Consider the following 21,197-nt stretch of genomic DNA (forward strand, 5'->3'; position numbering starts at 1 on the left):
CAAAGGTGATGTGCCTTGCCACCTATCACTTTTATGGCAAACTTTGAGGGTTGGCTGAACTGAGGTCATGGGGGAGGGCATGGGAAGCATCAAACGCTTGGCAGAAGAGGTGGAACGTGGACTGCGCAAAGCCGCATCCGGGGCTGCGCCTGACGGTGGTGAGGAAGCTGTCGCTGGCCGTCGGAGCGATGATCGAGGGGCAAACCGCCAACACGGTGGAGTTGAGCCATGTGCTGGTGCTGGAGACCGAGCGCCAAGACATGCGCGAACAGTGGTTGAGACGGTTGCTGAAGAACCCGTTGGTGTGTCCAACCGAGATCATGCAGCCGTTGGCGATGGCCGAACTGGCGCAGGCGGCCCGTCACGATCAGACGGTGTGCCTGAGTCTGGATCAAACCGATTTGGGGGATCGGATGGCGTTGCTGGTGTTGGCCTTGCGCGTGGGCGAGCGGGCGTTGCCGTTGGTTTGGTGGGCCAGGCAAGGCGCGGCGAACATCGGCTGTGCGGGCCAGAAAGCCCTCCTGGAGACGGTGTTGGCTTGGCTGCCGGCTGGGGCGCGGGTGCTGCTGTTGGCGGATCGGTTCTACCCATCGGCGACGTTGTTCGCGTGGTTGCATGCGCACGAATGGGGCTACCGGTTGCGCTTGAAGGGGAATCTGCGGGTGGACACCGGCGTGGCGGAGACCACGACCGGGGATTTGGCCAAGGGTGTGCGAGAAGCGTATTTTCCGGGTGTGCGCCTGTTCGCCTCTGGGGTGGTGACCCACCTGGGAATTGTGCATGAATCCGGTCATCCGGAGCCGTGGATGATTGCCATGGATGCGGATCCGACCCGTGCGCGCGTACTGGACTATGCCACGCGCTGGGGCATCGAGCCGATGTTCTCCGACTTCAAGGGGCGAGGATTTGGCTTGGGGGATTCGCACCTGCGCCCTGCGGATCGTTTGGAACGCCGGGTGTTGATCATGGCCTTGGCGATGTATGGGTGTGTGCGCATTGTGCGCGAACAGGCGTGCCACCCTCCGACCCCGCTCGAAAAAAAACCCAAGCACAGGACGATCCGAACCACTGGAGCTTCTGCAAGCTCGCCCGCAGCCTAGTTTCGTGGTTCACACGTGGCTTGCGTTACCTGATGCGCTGTCTGCAAAACGACCTGCCGCTGCCGGCTTTTCGTGCCCGTGAGTAAATTGATAGGTGGTAAGTCTGTCACCCTGCACCATCTTGCCAAAGCGCAGCATTATCGTATCGCCGACCCTGTCCCGACCTGGCCCGCCCTATTTCCCGTATTGCGCCTGGACAACATCCTCGGTAGCGCCCACTGGGAAAGTCGCCACCATCGCGTGGGCCCGGCCCTGGGCTCCGATCACCGCCCCATCAGCGCCGAACTATTCCTGCGTTGATGGGCCATGAGGCTTGATCCGTTCCTGCTCCGGGTCGATGGGGATAAACGCCTGATCATCGCCCGGCGGCAGAGAAAATGCGCCATGTTGCCAATCTGCGGCCTTCCAGGCCGCTTTCGCGGCCTCAATTTTGTCTAGCGAGCTGGAGACGAAATTCCACCAGATATAGCGCGGGCCATCCAGCGTTGCACCACCCAGCGCCATCAACCGCGCACCGTCAGCACCGGCACGCACCGCAATATGATCACCCGGACGAAAGATCATCATCTGGCCTGCCGCAAACACCTGCCCGGCAACCTCAAGGCTACCCTGCACAATATGCAACCCGCGATCCTCATGAGTATCCGGTAGCGGCAGAACAGCGCCCGGCGCCAGCGTCACATCAGCATAAAACAGCTCCGACAACAGGCTCACCGGCGCCTGATACCCCCAGGCATGACCCAGAATCAGCCGCACGGTAACGCCTTGATCGGTAAAATATGGCAAAGCTGCCTGCGCGTGATGCTCAAAATCCGGCGCCACCTCTTCTTTGTCCTGCGGCAAAGCAATCCAGGTCTGAATACCAAACAGCGGATGCGGGTTAGCACGGGTTGATGCAGATGTACGCTCCGAATGGGTCACCCCTCGCCCCGCCAACATCCAGTTCACCTCGCCGGGATAAATCATCTGATGGTTGCCCAGGCTATCGCGATGCTCAAACTCCCCCTGATACAAATACGTCACCGTACCCAGCCCAATGTGCGGATGCGGGCGTATATCCACCCCATGACCCTGGATAAATGCCGCCGGACCAATCTGATCGAAAAAAATAAACGGCCCCACCATCTGCCGCCGAGGGCTGGGCAAAGCCCGGCGGATTTCAAAGCCACCCAGATCATGGGCACGCGGGATAATCACCGTCTCCAGATGTTCAGGCGCTGCTGGCACGGTATCGTGCGAACTCCAATGAGGATACGAAGACATAAAACACTCCAATACGGAAGGATAATTTTGAACCTATCCACAGCTAAGGCCTGAGGATTGATATTCTTGCCAGGTCAGCGTGAACGCAGTGATTTTAGGTGCCCAATTCAGGTCTTGCCCGGTCGCCCGGTCGCCCGTTCGCCAAATCCTCAATAATGCCGCGTGATACTCGGCGCGTCCTGCGATGACCTCACTGGTGGTAATAATCCGGAAGACCTTGCCCGTGGCGGTATTTAAATCGCCGATGAGTCCATAAATACTGCTCCGGCGCAGCCAGAATCGCCTGTTCAATCAGCGCATTGATGCGCGCTGCATCGGCGTGCACATCATTTCCCGGAAACTGGGCCAGCGGGGCACCGATCCGCAAGTGATAGCCACCATTGGGCAGGCGATGCGCAAAAAACGGCAACACCGGCGCGCCGCTGATTTTCGCCAGGCGCGAGGTGGCGGTATGGGTCGCCGCCGGAACGCCAAAAAACGGCGCCAACACACTATGACGTGCGCGATAGGCCTGATCCGGGGCATACCACACCGCCTGATTGGCGTTCAGCGCCCGCAATACGCCTTTGGCATCATCCCGACGAATCGCCGCCAGGCAATACTGCCGGCGTTTACGCGCAAACAAACATTCAACCGCCGGATTTTGATGCTTACGATACATGACCGCGATGGGATGGCGCGCCAATAACAGCCGCCCGGTCAGCTCCAGCGAGGTGAAATGCGCTGACAGCAACAAGGCCCCTTTGCCGTGTGCCAAGGCGGCCTGCACATGTTCCAGACCCTCAATCTGTGAATGCCTCTCAAGCCATTGATAGGTGCGCGCCGTCCCCCACCACGCATTTGCCAACTCCAGGCTTGCGATGCCTAGCGCCTGAAAATGGCCGCGCAGCACTTGCTGTCGCGCTGTTTCTGACCATTGCGGAAAGCACAGCGCCAAATTGATCTGCGCCACGCGCCGCCGCCTGCGCCCCAGCAGATATAAGCCATCCCCCAGGCGGCGCCCAAGCCACACCTGCATTTGCCAAGGCAAACGGCTTAACAGCCATAAAAGCCCGGCCAGCGCCCACACCGGGATATAACGCGGATGCCACAGCGCTCGCTGCGAAACTGAATCCGTCATCAGTCAACCCAATCGCTCATCACGCTAACAAGCGCCGACGCAGTAAATACACCGACAGCATCAGCCCCAACAAACCATAGCCTGCAATCACCGACAGCGACACCCACACCTGCTCCGGCATCGTCCCCGTCACCAGTGGCCGTACCAGCTCCACCGCATGCGCCAAGGGCAACAGATAGGCCAATTGCACCACCGCCGCCGGTAAGGCATCCAGCGGAAAAAACACCCCGGAAAATAACATCATGGGGGTCACCAGCAGGGTGAAATAATAAATAAAAAAGTCGTAACTCTTTGCCAAAGCCGTAAAAATCATCGCGCAAGCGGCAAAACTAAAACTTGCCAGGGCAATCACCGGAATCGCCCACAGGGCCTGCCAGCTGGCAAATAGGCCCAACACCCCAGCAACCACAAAAATAGCCAGCGTTCCCATCAGGGCCTTACTCGCCGCCCAGATAATCTCTCCCAGCACAATATCATCAATGGTCAAGGGCGCGCCCAGCATGGCATGCCAGGTTTTTTGCTCAGACATCCGCGTATAGGCCGAGTACATCGCCTCAAAACTGGCGCTGAACATGGCACTTGAACATAAAATCCCCGAGGCCAAAAAAACCATATACGGCAAGCTACCCACCGAGCCCACCAACGCCCCCAGACCATAACCAAAGGCCATCAGATACAAAATCGGCTCGCCAAAATTTGCCAAAATCGACGGCACCATAATCTTGCGCCACACCCTGAAATTACGCTGCCACACGGGAATAAAACGCAGACTCAACTGCGGCCACACCCCACCCATCGACGTAGAATACAAAAGCCTCACCGGAAGAATCCTTATTGATCAAAAATACTTAAGGGGCGTTAACCATTAAGCCAGCCCTATGACGGCAGAAACGAGACACAGCATCACGGGTTGTCCGTTTCTGCGACGACTTCGCGCAGGATGTAGATGCTTTCCGCTTCAAGCGGTTGCAGGTGAATTAAGCGGGTCATGGCGTGATTTTCATGGGAAGCTGCGTAAAGCGACCGCCACATAGTGCCCAAACACTCACAGGCGCACGTTGAGTCCGGTAGTATGACCAGCATCCGGGCCGAGGAAATACAGATAAGGCCAGATGCGCTCCTCGGGTGAGGGCAGGGCGTCGGCATCTTCGCCGGGGTAGTGTTCGGCGCGCAGGGCGCTTTTAATGGGGCCGGTGTCTACGCCATTGATACGGATGCGCGGCTGATCCTGATATTCGTGGGCGAGGATTTTCAGTAGTCCGTCCTGGCCCGCCTTGGCCACGCCAAAAGCGCCCCAGTAGGCTTTCTGGCAGTCATGGGTGGAGAAAACCATGGCCGGGTCGGCGGCTTTTTCCAGCAGGGGCAGTACCGCCTGCGAGAGTAAAAACGGAGCGTGCAGATTGACCATGAGGGTGCGCGACCACATTTCTACCTCGTAGAGACGCAGTGGGGTTAGGGCGCCTATCCAGGCGGCGTTATGCACCACGCCATCCAGACGCCCGAATTGCTCGCCCAAGGTGTTGGCAAGATCCTGGTAGTCTTTGGCGGTCGCGCCTTCAAAATTAAGCGGATAGATGGCCGGTTGCGGTGATCCGGCGACCTCGATGGCGTCGTATACCGCCTTGAGCTCCCGAATCACTTTATCCAGCAGGATCACGGTGGCACCCTGGGCAGCACAGGCCAGTGACAGGGCGCGGCCCATGCCCATCGCTGCCCCGGTAATGAGGATCACCCGGTCTTGCAGCAGCAGGTCTGTAGGGCGGTAGGCGAGTAATTGTTCTGCAGTGATCATAAAAATTCCTGATATTTAAGGAGGTTGTACAGCATCAGGCCAAGGACTCTCTCCCCGCTGGCGGGGAGCAAAAAACAGTTCTTGATTTTTTCTTCATTGTTTATCAGAATTCTCCATTGTAGATAGGTTATCTACAAACGCGAAGGTTTCGCGTTCTATGGTCGGGGTCGAAGTCGAATCGCAAAGTTGTTCTCTGTTCAGGATGAACGCCGAGGCCACTTTTATGGCGCAAGCTGGGTTTCGACGGCTGAAACCGCCCATGTTGCCGGTGTTGACCGGCCATTCGGTTGGGACTGCTCAACCAGGACTCCAGTTGCTCGCCCGCAAGGGTGTTATCAACGGAGAGCGAAGTGCCTAAAAATCGCATCAGCAACTTTGTTTAGGTTTTTAGGAACAGGCGTTTGACCACCCCGCCCCTACGGGGCACCCCTCCTTTTCAAGGAGGGGAGTTTTTACAGGATGCCGCTACAGCAAGACCCGCTCGATGCCACCGGCCAGGACGCGGTCTACAAAGCTGTTTTGCCAGTGTGCGCCGAGGCGATGTTGCGCCAGTTCGACGACGATGTAGTCGGTTTGCAGGCCCGTATCGTGTCGGTAGCGTGCCAAGCCCTGCTGACAGGCGGGGCAGGAGGTTAATAGCTTCATCCTGGGCAGCGGTGCGGTGTTTTTGCCAATCTGCGCCATGCCTTGTTTGATGGCTTCTTCCTTGCGAAAGCGTACCTGGGTAGCAATGTCTGGGCGACTGATGGCAAAGGTTCCGGCCTCGCCGCAGCAGCGATCCGAGAGCATCACCGGCTTGCCAATCAGGGCGCTGGCCACCCGCTGCGGGGCATAGGTTTTCATCGGCGTATGACACGGGTCATGATAGAGATACTCACAGGCCTCCCGCGCCGCTGCAGGTAACACCACGCCCTTTTCCATCAGGTATTCATGGATATCGAGCAGGCGGCAGCCCGCAAAGATCTGCTCAAACTCATAGTGCAGGAGCTGATCCATGCAGGTGCCGCAGGATACCAGCACGGTTTTGATGTCCAGATAATTCAGGGTGTTGGCGAGGCGATGGAACAAAACCCGGTTTTCCATGGTAATCGCCAGTCCCTTGGCCTGATCACCGCTGGCCAGTTGGGGATTGCCGCAACACAGATAGCCCGGCGGCAATACGGTCTGCACGCCCAGATCATAGAGCATCGCCAGTGTGGCCAAGCCGATCTGGCTGAACAGGCGCTCGGAACCACACCCCGGAAAATAAAACACCGCCTCGCTGTCTTCGCTAAGCTTATGGCTGTCGCGGATAATCGCCACCTGGCTGGCATCTTCCAGACTGAGCTGGGCGCGTAAGGTACGCGGCGGTAAATCCGCCGGCATCGGTTTGCCGAGAAAATGCACCACCTGCGCGGGCAAGGGGGCCTTACCGGTGGTGGCCGGTGGACGTTTGACCACGCCCAGCAGGCGCAGTTGCCGAAACAGATGATGGCCCACACGCTGCCCGGCATAACCCCACTCAATCAGCAGCTTGCGCATAAGCTTGATGGGCATGGGGGCCTGGATGTTGAGAAAGCTCATCGAGGCATAGGCGGTGGCTTTGAAGTCCCGTTTACCCCGGTTTTTGAGCGCGGTACGTATCTGGATGGTGACATCCCCAAAATCAATCTTGACCGGGCAGGGCGGTTTGCACTTGTGACAGACCGTGCAATGATCCGCCAGATCATTGAGCGCCTTGAAGTGCTGGCGCGACACGCCGCGCCGGGTTTGTTCTTCGTATAAAAAGGCCTCGGTGATCATGCCGGAGGCGAGAATTTTGTTGCGCGGGGAATACAGCAGACTGGCGCGGGGCACATGGGTGGAGCACAGCGGCTTGCATTTGCCGCAGCGCAGGCAGTCCTTGACCTGATTGTTGATCTCGCCCAGGGCGCTTTGCTCCAGAATCAGCGCCTCTTGCTGCACCAGACGCAAAGAAGGCGTATAAGCCCGCGCCAGCCCCGAACCGGGCAGCAGCTTGCCCCGATTGAAGTGGCCCTGCGGGTCGATGCGCTGCTTGTAGCTGACAAAATCGGCAACCCGGTCAGGGCTTTGGTAATGCATTTTGGTCAGACCGATGCCATGCTCGCCAGAGATCACCCCGCCCAGACTGCGCGCCAGGTGCATGACCCGCTCAACAATGCGCTCAGCCTCTTGCATCATCAGATAATCATTGGAGTTGACCGGGATATTGGTATGTACATTGCCGTCCCCGGCATGCATGTGCAGCGCCACAAACAGGCGGCTGGTCAAGACCTTGGCATGAATCTCTGCCAGCCGCTGGCGAATCGGGGCCAGGGTCTGGCCTTCAAACAGATCGGCCAGCACACCCTCGACTTCCTGGCGGTAGGAGATACGCAGGCTACGCCGCAGCAGCAGGTGAATCAGCCGGTCTTGCGGGTGGCGGTTCTTGAGTTCATAGGCCTGCAAAAGCGTTTCATGGGCATCCGCCGGGGCATCCAGATGATCCAGCACCTCCTGCCAGCGCGCTGCCACCGTGTGCAGATGCGCCAAGGCGGCATCCACCTTGGTCTGTAACCAGCGATGATCCTCGGCACTGCTCTCCATGCGCCAGGCGTTGAGTTCAGGGAGTTCGCCGCGTAATGCGTCTTGCATCTCCGCCAGCATGCGCAATTTATTATGCAGCGACTGCTCAATATTGATGCGCTCAATGCCCTCGCTATATGCCGCCAGCTGTTCCAGCGGAATCACCACGTCTTCATTGACCTTAAAAGCATTGGTATGCGCGGCAATCGCGGCGGTGCGGGCGCGTTCGGACCAGAAGCGCTGACGGGCCTCGGGGCTTTTGGCGATAAAACCCTCGCCATTGCGCGCCTGGGCCAGGGCAACGGTCTGCGCGGCGGCCTGCTCCACCGCCGTTTCATCAGCCGCCGCGATATCCGCCAGCAAAACCATCTTCGGGCGCTCACCGCGTGCTCCTTTGGGGGTATATTGCACGGCCCGCACATAGCGCTCGTCCAGATGTTCCAGCCCAAACAGCGCCACCTGCGGATTCTGATCCAGGCTGTTTTTGATCTCGACAATGGCGGGCACAGCCTCATGCAGATCATCCCCATAAAACTCAAGGCAGATGGTGCGTATATGTTCAGGCAGGGCGTGCAACACAAACACCGCCGAGGTAATCAGGCCGTCACAACCCTCTTTTTGGACCCCCGGCAAATCGCCCAGACGTTTGTCGGTAACATCCTTGCCCAGCCCAGGATGTCTGAACAGGCTGCCGGGCAACTCCAAAAGCTGCGGGCTGCCTTCTGGCGTGGTGCCATCCGCGCCGTAATGGGTGATGCGAAAGCGCACCTGGGGCTGTTCGTGAATTTTGCCCAGATTATGCTCCAGGCGCTCGACCTCAATCCATGTGGCCTGCGGCGTCACCATGCGCCAGGACACCAGGTTATCCAGCGCCGTTCCCCACATCACCGCCTTTTTACCGCCGGCATTCATGGCGATATTGCCGCCGATGGTTGAGGCCTCCTGTGAGGTGGGGTCCACCGCAAAGCTTAATGTATGCTGCGCGGCCAGATCAGCCACCCTGCGCGTGACTACCCCGGCCTCCACGCGCACCGTGGCCACCTGTGTGCTCACGCCCGGCAGATTCTCCCAGCGCACCGGCCCCAGGGCATCGAGCTTTTCGGTGTTAATCACCGCACTGTGTTCATCCAGCGGCACCGCACTGCCGGTATAGCCAGTCCCACCCCCGCGTGGAATCACCGTCAGCCCCAATTCAATACAGCCTGCGACCAGCGCCGCCATCTCGGCCTCCGTGTCGGGAGTCAACACCACAAAGGGCAGCTCCACCCGCCAGTCCGTGGCATCCGTGACATGCGACACCCTCGCAAAGCCATCAAAGCGGATATTATCGCGAGCGGTTGCCCGCGCCAGCCGCCGCAGGGTACGGATGCGCAAACTGCGCTGCGTGGGAAACCATTCCTCAAAACGGCGCACCGCCGCCCGGGCCTGCTGCGCCAGATCCAGGGCCTGCTCATTGCCAGCAGCGCGCACCACGATCTGATCCACACGATGATCCATCGCCTCCACCAGCAAGGCCAGACGCTTGCGATCACGCAGCAGATCATCTTGCAGATAGGGGTTGCGCATCACCGCCCACATATCCCCCAGTACCTCAAATAGCATACGCGCCGAAACCCCGGTGCGACGCTGGGAACGCAGGGCATTGAGCACTTCCCACATCGGCTCGCCCAGAAAGCGGATGACAATCTCTCGGTCAGAAAACGAGGTGTAGTTATAGGGGATTTCGCGGATACGTGGCATGGTCAGTGGCTAAGGCTCGTCTGTGGTAGGAAAAGCGCCTAATAATACCACTTCAAAGCCCGCTTGGCCTTGCCGAGTTTGTGCAAACAGCAATTGCAAACTTGAACGATAAAAATCCTTTAAGGCTCATCCGCACGCCACCGGTGTCTAGGGAGGCCAGGCGGCAAGGTCCTGGGCGATGCGGGTGAGTTCGCTGTCGATGGTTTGGATCAAGCGGTGCAGGGTATCTGGGTCGGGGGGGGAGGCTTGGCTGCTCTGGGTGAGTTGGGTGCAGGTGCTAACCAGTGGATCGATGCCGATCATCAGTGATGCGCCTTTGAGGGTGTGGGCCAGTCGGCTGATTTCGGGGTAGTTTTGCTGTGCCAGGGCATGGCGTAGTTTGGTGACGTCCTGAGCATGCAGGTCATGATACATGCTGAGGTATTCACGATAGATGGCGGGATTATCACCGCAGATGCTGCGGGCAATGCGCAGGTTGATCCAGGCAAATTGATCCAGCGGGCTTGCCGTGGCCGGGGTCGTTGGCGCACTCTGGCGGGTGGCAGACGCTGCGGCAGTGGACTTTTGGCGCAGCCAATACAGGATTTTTTCAAGCAAAAGCTCAGGCAGTATCGGTTTGCTGAGGTAGTCGCTCATGCCGGCGCCCAGGCAGGTGCTCACATCATGGATCTGGTCATGCGCAGTCATGGCAAGGATCGGGAGGTGCTTGACCTGCGGCATGGTGCGGATGATCCGGGTGGCTTGCAGGCCGTCCATGACGGGCATTTGCACATCCATTAAAATCAGCTCATAGTGTGCGTCATTTTGGAGGGTTTCGATTGCCACCGCGCCATTTGGGGCGATGGTGCTGTGCAGGTTGACGCGCTTGAGGATGTCGATGGTGACCCGCTGATTGAGTGCGTTATCCTCAACCACCAGGACGCGACGGCCACTGAAGTGTTGGCGCAGCTGTTGCTCGACGGCGCTGAAGGGTGGCATGGTAGCGTGGGTGTCACTCGGCGGCATACTATTTCAAATCTGGCGGATATTGGCTCGCTGTTATACGGGAGACGACTTTGCTTTGTAAAGGTACGCTGTATATTGTCTCGGCACCCTCGGGTGCGGGTAAGACCTCGCTGGTCACGGCCTTGGTGGAAAATAATCCCGAGGTGGTGTTATCTGTGTCGCATACCACACGCACCCCGCGCCCGGGTGAGGTGAATGGTCAGCATTATCATTTTTGTGATGCGCAGACCTTTCTGACCATGATTGAAGATGGTGCATTTTTGGAACATGCGCGGGTGTTTGATCATTTTTATGGTACGTCGCTGGCCGCTGTGGAGACATTTTTAGAACGTGGTCTGGATGTAATCCTGGAAATTGACTGGCAGGGCGCAGCCCAGGTGCGCCGGGCATTGCCGGATGCCCAGTCCATTTTTATTCTGCCGCCCTCGCGTCAGACCTTGCAGGCGCGCTTGCAGGGGCGCGGGCAGGATGATCCGGCGGTGATTGCCCGGCGGTTGAGCGAGGCGGTCAAGGAGATGCGCCAATATACCGCCTTTGATTATTTGGTTGTCAATGATGATTTTGCGCAAGCCCTGGCGCAGTTGCAGACGATATTCACGGCAAATCGTCTGCGCCTGTTGCCGCAGCGGCAAAAATACAAGGGATTGCTGGATGCCTTGCTGGCGGATGATGCGTAAGCGTGCGGCGCGGTTTGTGTCCGGCGCTGGGTGCTTTGATTGATGTCTCACCAAGGGTTTGCGCAAGTGAGGCTACAGCCCTTGCTGGCTGGGCTGCTGGCCGGGATTGTGGGACTGGTGCTGCTGTTGGGCGGGATTGAGCAGTGGCGGCATCGTCAGCAGGAGCAGGTGCGCGCCGAGGTGCTTCATGAGCTGTCGCGTATCCGCGCACGCATTGAAGGCGAGATGAATGCCACGGTGCATCTGACCTCAGCGCTGGCGGCCTATGTCTCGCTGAATCCTGCCTTATCCGTGACTGAATTTGAGCTGATGGCCGCCTATTTGATGCAGCGGCGCCGCCATGTGATCCGCAATTTCACCCTCGCCCCGGATAATATCATCCGCTATGTCTACCCCTTACAAGGCAATGAGGCCGCCATGGGCCTTGATTTGTTGCGGCACAGCGAACAATCCTCCTCTGTAGCGCGGGCGATGGCCACGCAGGAAACGGTCCTGGCAGGGCCTTGGTTGCTCGCACAAGGGACGGAGGCGCTGCTGATCCGCACGCCGATTTTTTATCTGCCGGAGCCGGGTGCAGACGGTGATGCCGCCCGTCAGGAACACCGTTACTGGGGGCTTGCAAGTGTCCCGGTGGATATGCCGACCTTTTATCGGGAGGTGGGACTGGAGCATCTGCCCTTGCGCCTGGCCATTCGTGGACGCGATGGTTTGGGCGAGGATGGCGCGGTGTTTTTTGGCGAGGCGCGTTTATTCGAGCCACAGGCTAAAAGTCTGCGCCAGAGTGTGGAATTGCTCGGTGGGCGCTGGGAGCTGGCGGCTGAGCCATTGCCCGGCTGGAAAGAGGCGGTGCGCCAGTATCCGGGCTGGACCGGACCGGCTTTATTGCTGATGGTGATGTGTGGTCTTTTGACCTGGAAGTTTTTTGACCAGACACTGCGGATTCGCGAGGCCGGGCACAAGTACCGCAGCTTGATTGAGCATCTCAGCGATGGTGCCTGCATCATTCAGGATGGCCGACTGCGCTATGTCAATCCGCGCATGAGTGTGATTTCCGGCTATCCGCCCGGTGAGTTGCTGGATCGCCCCTTGCATAATCTGATTGTAGAAGGTGATCGTAACACCTTGAGTCGGGCTGATTTGACGGCCTTATCCACCAGTCAGCAAGAGGTACGGGAATATGAGCTGCGGCTACGGCGTCGGGATCAGGAACCTTTGTATGTGCGTCTGAATGTGGCCGGCATCAGCTGGGAGGGGCGCCCTGCGGTGTTGGCCACGGTGACTGATATTGATGATCGCACCCGTTTGTTGCAGATGTTGCACGCCACTACCGAGCGCCTGCATGCCTTGATCAGTGCGCTGCCGGATGTGGCCTTTGTGGTGGATGAGCAGGGGTGCTATATCGAGTCCTTTGGCGGCCATGAGACTTTGCTGTATCAGCGTTCGCGCAAGTCATACGGACGCTACATCCGTGATATTTTCCCCGCAGAAACCGCCGAGCGTTTTATGGCGGTGATTCGCAGCGCGCTGGACACCCAAAGCCTGCAAACCATTGAATATCCGCTGCGCCTGAAGCCTGGAGAGCGCGTGTCCAGCAACGGCCAGGGGGAAGACCTGCAATGGTTTGAGGGGCGTGTGGTGCCGTTGCAGTATCGTCAATCCAGCGATGTGCAGCTGGTGTTGTGGCTGGCCTTTAATATCACCCAGCGCAAACAGGCCGAAGATCATATCCGCTATATGGCCTTGCATGATAACCTCACCGGCTTGCCCAACCGGCGTTTGTTCCGTGATTGCTTTGATAAAAGTCTGCACTGCGCCCGTGATAAAGCCAGTGAAATGGCTTTGATGTTTCTTGATCTGGATGATTTTAAACCGATCAACGACAGCCTTGGGCACGAAGCCGGGGATAAGGTATTACAAGAGATTGCCCGCCGCCTCAAGGCCCAGTTACACGGCGAGGAGGTGGCCGCCCGCGTCGGCGGGGATGAATTTGTGGTGTTAATCCAGCATCTGCCGCATCTGCAGGCCATCGAGCACCGCGCCCAGGCCATCGTACAGGCGATAAACACGCCGGTCTGGCTGGATGGGCACTGTTGTCAGGTGGGTGTAAGCATCGGCATCAGCCGCTATCCCTATCATGGCGAAGATTTTCAGGGCCTTCTGCAAATCGCCGATGAGGCCTTATACCTCGCCAAAGCCCAAGGCAAGAATCATTTCATGGTCGCGCCTTGAGGGGATGATTTAACACACTCGCCTTCTCAATCACACTCAACGGCCTTTGAAAGCACTGCTTATGTCCCTGTCATCGTTGTTATCCCGTTGGCCCTTGCATCCCCTGTATCCTGCGCTGCGCTATGTACTGGCGTTAATATGCGGTGTCGGGCTGGTGTTTAGTTTTGCGCCGTATGCGCAGCGTCCCTTGGCGGTGCTGTGTTTATTGCCGCTGTTTTGGCTGTGGGGGCAGGCACCGCGCCGCCAGGCGATGGGCCTGGGCTATGCCTTTGGCTTAGGATTTTTCGGGGCGGGGGTGTCGTGGGTTTATTACAGCCTGCATCTGTTTGGTGAGGCCATCGCGCCACTGGCGGCCCTGCTAACCGCCCTGTTTGTGGCCTTTCTGGCGCTGTATCCGGCCCTGCTGGGAGCCGTGATTGCCTCTCTGCGTCCGCGCCATCAGGGGCTGACCTGGCTGCTCGTGATCCCCGCCCTCTGGGTCTTATTTGAATGGTGGCGCGGCTGGTTTTTGACCGGCTTTCCCTGGCTGTTATTAGGACATTCGCAGGTGGATACGCCGTTAGGAGGCTATGCGCCGGTCTTGGGGGTCTATGGGGTCAGTCTGCTGGTAGCAACCCTGGCCGGGGCGCTGGTGTGGGGACTCAATGATATTAAACGCCGCGCCTTACCCGCAGCGGCGCTGGTGGCGCTGATCTGGGCCGGGGGCTATGGCTTGCAGATGCGCGCATGGACACAGCCGGATGCCGTGTCGTTGCAGGTGGCCTTATTGCAGGGCAATGTGGCCCAGGAAACCAAGTGGCAGGCCGAAGGGCTGGAAATATCCATGGCGGTGTATGCCGAGCTACATCAGCAGGCCCTGGGCAGTGATCTGATTGTGTGGCCGGAAACCGCGATTCCGACCTTTTATGATGAAATCCTGGAAGATTATCTGTTGCCGCTGGCTGAACAGGCCCGCGCCCACGGCGGTGAAACGCTGGTCGGCATTTTTGTCTACGAACCGTTACGCCAGCATATATACAACAGCATCGTGCATCTCGGAGGCAGTCCCTATGTCTATGCCCCACATGCCTATCACAAGCGCCATCTGGTGCCCTTTGGAGAATACCTGCCGGGGCGCTCGCTGTTAATGTGGCTCAATGCCTGGCTGGAGATTCCGATGTCAGATCTGGATGTCGGAACGGCAGCACCGGTGCTGACGGTGGGCGAGATCCCACTCGGTTTGTCGGTGTGCTATGAAGGCGCCTTTGGTGAGCAGGTGATTGAGGCCCTGCCACAGGCCCGTGTGCTGGTTAACGTCAGTAACGATGCCTGGTTTGGTGATTCCATCGCCCCTCATCAACATCTGGAAATTGCCAGAATGCGCAGCCTGGAAACCGGCCGCCCCATGTTGCGGGCGACCAATACCGGAATCTCGGCGGTGATTGATTATGATGGCCGCCTCATCGCCCGCTCACCGCAATTCACCACGCATCTGCTGCAGGCTGAAATTTACCCGCGCCAAGGCGCAACGCCCTACAGCAAGCTAAGCAACATGCCGGTGCTTGGCTGGCTGTTTACCGTGCTCGGTGGCTTGCTGTGGTGGCGCTGGCGGCGGGGTCAGTAGGGTGACCTGAAACACAAGCCGCCCTGTGTGAGAGCTTACACCTAGCAAAACTTAGCCGCAGCTCCCCAGGGCGCCGCAGGCTGTACAAAAATCGCAGCCATCGCGTTTGATGACGCTGTAATTCCCGCACTCATGGCAGCGCTTGCCGGCGGCCTCGATGGTTTCCATGGCACCGACGGAGCGGCGCATGGGGATGATATTTTCCTCTTCGTCGATTTCTACGGCGCCCATCGGGTTCACCGGGTAGCCGTCTTCGTCGAGAATGCTCAGCATGGCGTAGCGGTGCATGATCAAACGGGCCATGTAGGAGACCGTCGAAGGGTAGTTTTCCTGCCGGGATTCACCGGGGACACGGGCCATGAAATCGCCGCGTGACTCGGCATAATCCAGCAATTGGCGCAGCTTGCCACCCAGCCAGGCCGGATCGATGACCCGCATATCATAGGACAGGCTTTTGCTCAGACCGTCGAGCACATGCGGGTAATGTCCCGATAACCACAGCGAATAGGGGCGCCGCTGGCCGGTAGGCAATACCAGCTCTTTGAGTCCCATGACAAAATCATCGCCGGTCACCGGGTTATAGACATCCACCGTCCACGCCAGCGTGCCATCCGGCCCGGTTTTGGGTTCTTTGAGGCTCATCAGGGCATCCAGTACCGGGGTCTCGCCCATGTGTTCAAAAGAACCCAGCTCATGACAACGCCATTTCACCAGTTTGGCAAACCCGGCCACCAGCGAAGGCACCCGCACCTCGCGCCCTTCCGGCGGCATCTGCAGATAAAAGCCGTCATTGCCGTGGGTGCGCTCCAGGCTTTCCAGCTTGGTTTTCAGCCAGCCCCGATCATTACAGCGCATGTCCATACTCAGCGATTTAGCCAGCGCTCCCAGGCCGCGTGGCTGCTCAGCGCCATTGACCCAGACCTCGAAGGGATAGCGGTGACTGTTTTCCACATGGCCGATAAACACCGCAAAATGATGCCCGTGCGGATGTTCCACCATATAGGTCCAGGCCGGATTGCCGGATGGAAAGCTGGGGCGCTTGCGCCAGCGCAGGGTGGCCAGTGCCGGTTCCGGGACTTTTTTCAAAGTGATGCGCCGGTCGGGATCGGATTGATCCAGATCTGCAGCGGGCTCCGGGGTATTGGTTGACAGCACCGCGCCGGTGACACTGTTGGGTCTATACGTCGCCAAACCCTTGGCATAGCCGCCAGCAAAAGCCAGGGTGTAGAGATCCTGAAAATCCTTGAAGGGGTAATTTTCCGGGACGTTGACGGTTTTGCTGATCGCCGTATCAATAAAGGGCGCCACCGCCTGCACCATCGCCAGATGATCGCGTGCCGAAATCTCCAAAGCCGAGATAAAGGCATGGGGCAATTTGCTGACATCACCGCCGAGCTGACGATACAGGCGATAGGCATGATCTTCCACTTCGTACTCTTCCCAGCCGCCATCCTGGCGGCGTTTTTTACGGGTATAACTCCAGGCAAACGGCGGTTCAATGCCATTGCTGGCATTATCGGCATAGGCCAGACTCACCGTGCCGGTCGGCGCAATGGCGAGCAGATGGCTGTTTCTGATGCCATGCTGGCGGATCATGGCGCGGATATCCTCGGGCAGGCGCTGACAAAAGCCGGAAGCCAGATACTTCCCGGCATCAAACAGCGGAAACGGCCCTTTCTCTTGGGCCAGCGCTACCGATGCACGATAGGCCGTATCGCGCATCATCTGCGCAATGCGCGCCGCCATTTGCCGACCTTCATCGCTGTCATAGCGCAGCCCCAGCATGATTAGGGTATCTCCCAGACCCGTAAAACCCAGGCCGATACGACGCTTGGCGCGGGCCTCCTCTTTTTGCTGTGGCAAGGGCCAGAAGGTCACATCCAGCACGTTATCCAGCATCCGTACCGCCGTTTTCACCACGCCAGTGAACTCATTGCTCATAAAGCGGGCGGCGGAGGTAAAGGGCTTTTCCACGAAACGGGTCAGATTCACAGGCCCCAGGCAACAACAGCCATAATCAGGCAAGGGCTCTTCTGCGCAGGGATTGGTGGCCTCGATGGTTTCGCAATAATGCAGATTATTATCCTCATTCATGCGATCGATGAACAAAACCCCCGGCTCGGCATGGTCATAGGTGCTTTGCATGATTTTTTGCCACAGCTCCAGCGCGGGCACCGTGCGATAAATCCACAGACCATCTTCACGCTGTAAGGCCCCCTGCGCTTTGAGGGTTTCATTAGGCTCGGCCTGATGCACCAGCGCAAAGGCGGTCTCATTATGCACCGCCTCCATAAAGGCATTGGTCACCCCGACACTGAGATTGAAATTGGTCAGCGCCCCGGCCTGGTCCTTGGCCTGGATAAACTCCTCAATATCCGGATGATCCACGCGCAACACGCCCATCTGCGCCCCCCGCCGCGCCCCCGCCGATTCCACCGTAGCGCACATCGCATCAAATATTTGCATGTACGACACCGGCCCGGAGGCGCTGGAGCGGGTGCCCTTCACCTGCGCCCCGCGTGGCCGGATACGCGAAAAATCATAGCCCACGCCGCCACCCCGGCGCATGGTTTCGGCCGCCTCACGCAAGGCATCCATAATGCCCGGCTTGCCATCATGCTCGCCGCTCATGGCATCACCCACCGGCTGCACAAAGCAATTGATCAAGGTCGCTTGAATATCCGTGCCTGCCGCCGACATAATGCGCCCACCGCCGACAAAACCTGCCCGCAGTGCCTCCAGAAAAAGCGGCTCATAGCGCTCAGGCTCACGCTCTGCCGCCGCCAAGGCATGGGCGACGCGATGAAAAGTATCATCAGCTGTCTTTTCTTTGCCCTTGCAGTATTTTTCGGCAATAACTTCAAGCGAAATACGTTGCAGTTCAGCGGGAGTGTTCATTGAGCGCAGATCATCCATTTGGGTTGAGTTTGATTGAGCGTGTTTACAAGATCGCCCCCTGACAACGACGTGCAAACCAGCAGCCTGGCAAACACAGACAGTCCCGCTTGCGCATTCATCACGAGGGTATGAGGCCTCGCCATGCAGCGCAAAAGGACACAGGGGTGATCTTTGCAACAGAGGAGTTTTAACGCCCTGAAAAGTGGGCAAAAATACAAGATATAGTTATTTGGAACAGTGAAAACACTATATATGGTACTTTAGGCCGAATACTAAATCCAGCCGACACTCGCCGCGTGGACGTGTCACATGCCCATGCAGCCTTTGCTTTTCCAACAGATTCCAAACAGATAGCGCGCCTGTATTTAGCGAAAAAAATTAGCCGCACTACGCCGGCTGCTTGGTGCCAGGCCGATGCCTGGCGCTTCCCATTGGTAAGGGTGGTTGAGTGAGCGTGATGCATCAAGGTACACCCGTGCGCATCACCGAGAAAACCGCATGGAGCCATCATGCGGTTTTCTACGTGCAATCCTGCCCAAGACGCCTCAAGGTCATGGTCAAAAAGGCTCCAGCAAGCCCGGTGTGCATCGCACATGTCATGGCCTTGATGTGCGGGAATAGGATTTGAACCGTGCGTCGTCGGGCCTCGTTATGGTGAAGTTATGTCTGATAGGGAGACTGACGACACCCTCTAAACATAGGCATCCACCAAGCCTTGTGCGATATGCACTGCAGGCCGTGAGCTATGCCCTTCCTCGGCAGAGCCACCCTGCGTGTGCGCCGATGATGAATCACTGCCGCGATCCCGCCCTTGGCCGCCGGTTTGATCCGCCCCTTGATCAGAGACATGCACATCGCCTAAATCAACGCCGCCTTCGGCAAACAGCTCGCGCAATCTTGGCATACTGGCATCAATGGCCTCACGGGTCAGGCTATGTGATGCCGTAAACTGAATATGTGCGCGCTGATCCTGATCCATACGAATGCGGATCTCGATGGGGCCAAGTTCTGGCGGATTCATCCGCAGCTCGGCGGACTGCATCCCTTGATTGACCATCCACATCAACCGTTGCCCCATCTGCTCACCCCACAAGGCTTGCTGCTGCAACGGGGTGTTTAACTGAAAGACCGGCATTGATGGCGGGGTATTGAGTGAGCTGGTCTGCTGTGCGTTTAAAGTGGCGGCCTGGCTCAATGCAGCCAGTTCATTAAAGCGCAGGATCATATTGCCTTGGGAGCGCTCTTGGGGGTCACGCTGGCTATCGGCATCCGTTTGACTGGAAAGATTTGCGGTGAGCATCATTTTGGACAAATCCATCATGGCCGCTTTACTGGCCTGGGCGGGTGTCTCGGTCATGGTCAGTGGCGTTGCCGCCAGAGATAATCCATCACGCGCAGGCTGCCTGAGCAGGCCATCCGCATCCGCAGTGGCAGGCGCCGTTTGCGCCTGTGTACTGGCCTGATTTGCCAGCTGTGCGGCCAGCATGGCCTTGCTGATGTCCATCAAGGATACGTTTTTGTTGGTCGGCGCTGCCTCGGTTTCACCCAAGGCAAGGTAGCTCACCTGTCGAGGATCGATGACGGCCAACTCAGGCCGATTGAGCCCTGCCTGGCTACTGGCCTGGGCGGGTGTCTCGGTCATGGTCAGTGGCGTTGCCGCCAGAGATAATCCATCACGCGCAGGCTGCCTGAGCAGGCCATCCGCATCCGCAGTGGCAGGCGCCGTTTGCGCCTGTGTACTGGCCTGATTTGCCAGCTGTGCGGCCAGCATGGCCTTGCTGATGTCCATCAAGGATACGTTTTTGTTGGTCGGCGCTGCCTCGGTTTCACCCAAGGCAAGGTAGCTCACCTGTCGAGGATCGATGACGGCCAACTCAGGCCGATTGAGCCCTGCCTGGCCGTTCATCAATGCAGTAAGGGCCTCTTGATTGGCTGACAGCAAGGCAGCTACCTCATCAGACCAGGCACCCAAGGGACTGAGCAAAGCCAAGGCATCGTGCAGGGCATGTGCGTTATCAAGTTCCTCTTGGCTTAATGGCAACTCAGGCGGCAACGCCTTGCCCTCAGGCGGCAAATCCTGACATATGGCTAAGCCCTGCAAGGCAATCTCTGGCGCCGCAGTGTGCGTTTCCAGGGCCTGCAAGTGGGCGCTGAAGGACAGCAACAGGCTATCATCGCCCTCTGCCGTGAGCGAATCGGATGACAAGGCCTTGATACCTTGCGGCGTCTGGCCTTGCAGGGCCAGGAAAAGCTGTGTCAGTGGCATGTTCATGATACACTTTCTCGTTGAAGTGAAACGGTGACTTGCAGCACTACCAAGCAAGATATGTACCCGATCAATCACCATATAACTCGCCCACACCAGCCTGCCCGACCATGCCATTGCCCCACGCATCACGAACCAAACAACATGGCGTTGCCCTCCTCTTGGCGCTATTGGTCGTGGCTCTGGCGACCATTGCAGCGGTGGACATGACCCTGCGCCAGCAGCTCGATATCCGCCGTGCGGGCAATGTGTTGCTCAATGATCAGGCCTACCTGTATGCCCTGGCTGCGGAAAGCTACGCCTTGCACTTGCTCGGCCGACCGGGGCCGGATCGCGAATTACCCTGGGACGACTGCGTGTCGCCGACCCTGCCGGTAGCGCTAGATGATGCCCTGCTGGAAGTCTGGGTGGAGGATCTGCACTGCCGCGTTAATCTCAATGCGCTGGCTGGTTCAGATGTGATCATGCAAAGTTTTGTGCGCTGGCTGTCTTTGATGAATGCCGAACATCCCGAGCTTTACCTGCAACCTGAATCCCTTGCCCGGGCGATCAAGGATTGGCTCAATCCGCAAACGGATGAGCCTTATTACCGCCTGCAGAACCCGCCTTACCTGAGCGCCAATCAAGCGATGCTCAGCCCCACGGAATTGCGTTTGGTGCAGGGCGTCAATGACGACATCTGGCAGGCGCTTGCACCCTATGTGACCGCACTGCCAGGCACAGATCTGGCGCTCAATCTGGAATATGCTGACGACACCCTGCAAATCGCCTTCAGCGACCTGCCCCAGCAAGAGGCCGGCGCCTCAACCTATTATCGCTTGAATGTCAGTGTATCTCTGGCCGATAAACGCCTTTTTTTATGCAGCGTACTGGATACCCAGCAAGGACGGGTATTATTGCGCGAACAGCAGCTCTGCGGGCTGTAGAAGGTGTCGTCAA

14 protein-coding genes are annotated in these 21,197 nt (G+C 58.1%); 6 read left to right on the forward strand and 8 right to left on the reverse strand.

Annotated features, from left to right (window positions below):
- Positions 1-116: 116 nt before the first annotated feature.
- Positions 117-1,100, forward strand: a complete 984-nt coding sequence (locus THISIDRAFT_RS12890) for a transposase (protein WP_221914021.1) — start codon at positions 117-119, stop codon at positions 1,098-1,100.
- A 78-nt stretch (positions 1,101-1,178) separates the two neighbouring features.
- Positions 1,179-1,400 (forward strand): endonuclease/exonuclease/phosphatase family protein, encoded by a 222-nt coding sequence (locus THISIDRAFT_RS12895; RefSeq protein ID WP_040853370.1) that lies wholly within the window; start codon positions 1,179-1,181, stop codon positions 1,398-1,400.
- Here the strand turns inward: THISIDRAFT_RS12895 and THISIDRAFT_RS12900 are convergent.
- The 6 genes from THISIDRAFT_RS12900 to THISIDRAFT_RS12925 all read right to left on the reverse strand — a co-directional run bounded on the left by THISIDRAFT_RS12900 (position 1,386) and on the right by THISIDRAFT_RS12925 (position 10,585).
- Positions 1,386-2,363 carry a pirin family protein gene (locus THISIDRAFT_RS12900; protein WP_006788780.1) on the reverse strand — a complete coding sequence of 326 codons (978 nt, stop codon included), beginning with the start codon at positions 2,361-2,363 and terminating at the stop codon, positions 1,386-1,388. The two genes, THISIDRAFT_RS12895 and THISIDRAFT_RS12900, sit on opposite strands and share 15 nt — an antisense overlap.
- A 190-nt stretch (positions 2,364-2,553) precedes the next feature.
- Positions 2,554-3,483 carry an LpxL/LpxP family Kdo(2)-lipid IV(A) lauroyl/palmitoleoyl acyltransferase gene (lpxL, locus tag THISIDRAFT_RS12905; protein ID WP_006788779.1) on the reverse strand — a complete coding sequence of 310 codons (930 nt, stop codon included), beginning with the start codon at positions 3,481-3,483 and terminating at the stop codon, positions 2,554-2,556.
- A gap of 19 nt (positions 3,484-3,502) precedes the next feature.
- Positions 3,503-4,279: an ABC transporter permease gene (locus THISIDRAFT_RS12910; protein ID WP_040853366.1), complete on the reverse strand. Its 777-nt coding sequence runs from the start codon at positions 4,277-4,279 to the stop codon at positions 3,503-3,505.
- Between the two features lie 249 nt (positions 4,280-4,528).
- The gene (locus THISIDRAFT_RS12915; protein ID WP_006788776.1) at positions 4,529-5,275 is read right to left on the reverse strand and encodes an SDR family NAD(P)-dependent oxidoreductase; all 747 of its coding nucleotides are present in this window, start codon (positions 5,273-5,275) and stop codon (positions 4,529-4,531) included.
- A 465-nt stretch (positions 5,276-5,740) separates the two neighbouring features.
- Positions 5,741-9,586 (reverse strand): DUF3683 domain-containing protein, encoded by a 3,846-nt coding sequence (locus THISIDRAFT_RS12920; RefSeq protein ID WP_040853138.1) that lies wholly within the window; start codon positions 9,584-9,586, stop codon positions 5,741-5,743.
- A 141-nt stretch (positions 9,587-9,727) separates the two neighbouring features.
- Positions 9,728-10,585: a response regulator gene (locus tag THISIDRAFT_RS12925; RefSeq protein WP_006788507.1), complete on the reverse strand. Its 858-nt coding sequence runs from the start codon at positions 10,583-10,585 to the stop codon at positions 9,728-9,730.
- Between the two features lie 35 nt (positions 10,586-10,620).
- Between THISIDRAFT_RS12925 and gmk the strand changes: the two genes are divergently transcribed.
- The 3 genes from gmk to lnt all read left to right on the forward strand — a co-directional run bounded on the left by gmk (position 10,621) and on the right by lnt (position 15,094).
- Positions 10,621-11,262, forward strand: coding sequence for a guanylate kinase (gmk, locus tag THISIDRAFT_RS12930; protein ID WP_040853134.1), 642 nt, complete (start codon positions 10,621-10,623; stop codon positions 11,260-11,262).
- 42 nt (positions 11,263-11,304) lie between these two features.
- On the forward strand, positions 11,305-13,491 hold the full coding sequence (locus tag THISIDRAFT_RS12935; protein WP_083824663.1) for a diguanylate cyclase domain-containing protein: 2,187 nt from the start codon (positions 11,305-11,307) through the stop codon (positions 13,489-13,491).
- A 61-nt stretch (positions 13,492-13,552) separates the two neighbouring features.
- The gene (lnt, locus tag THISIDRAFT_RS12940; protein WP_006788504.1) at positions 13,553-15,094 is read left to right on the forward strand and encodes an apolipoprotein N-acyltransferase; all 1,542 of its coding nucleotides are present in this window, start codon (positions 13,553-13,555) and stop codon (positions 15,092-15,094) included.
- Positions 15,095-15,145: 51 nt separating this feature from the next.
- Here lnt and THISIDRAFT_RS12945 read toward each other — a convergent pair whose 3' ends face one another.
- Together THISIDRAFT_RS12945 and THISIDRAFT_RS12950 are read right to left on the reverse strand one after the other, a co-directional pair.
- Positions 15,146-17,992 carry an adenosylcobalamin-dependent ribonucleoside-diphosphate reductase gene (locus THISIDRAFT_RS12945; RefSeq protein WP_040853132.1) on the reverse strand — a complete coding sequence of 949 codons (2,847 nt, stop codon included), beginning with the start codon at positions 17,990-17,992 and terminating at the stop codon, positions 15,146-15,148.
- 691 nt (positions 17,993-18,683) lie between these two features.
- The gene (locus THISIDRAFT_RS12950) at positions 18,684-20,264 is read right to left on the reverse strand and encodes a flagellar hook-length control protein FliK (RefSeq protein ID WP_221914022.1); all 1,581 of its coding nucleotides are present in this window, start codon (positions 20,262-20,264) and stop codon (positions 18,684-18,686) included.
- A gap of 104 nt (positions 20,265-20,368) precedes the next feature.
- Between THISIDRAFT_RS12950 and gspK the strand changes: the two genes are divergently transcribed.
- On the forward strand, positions 20,369-21,184 hold the full coding sequence (gene gspK, locus THISIDRAFT_RS12955; protein WP_006787457.1) for a type II secretion system minor pseudopilin GspK: 816 nt from the start codon (positions 20,369-20,371) through the stop codon (positions 21,182-21,184).
- The last annotated feature ends 13 nt before the right edge of the window (positions 21,185-21,197 follow it).

The organism is Thiorhodospira sibirica ATCC 700588, from assembly GCF_000227725.2.
In the GTDB taxonomy this organism is placed as follows: Bacteria; Pseudomonadota; Gammaproteobacteria; order Ectothiorhodospirales; family Ectothiorhodospiraceae; genus Thiorhodospira; species Thiorhodospira sibirica.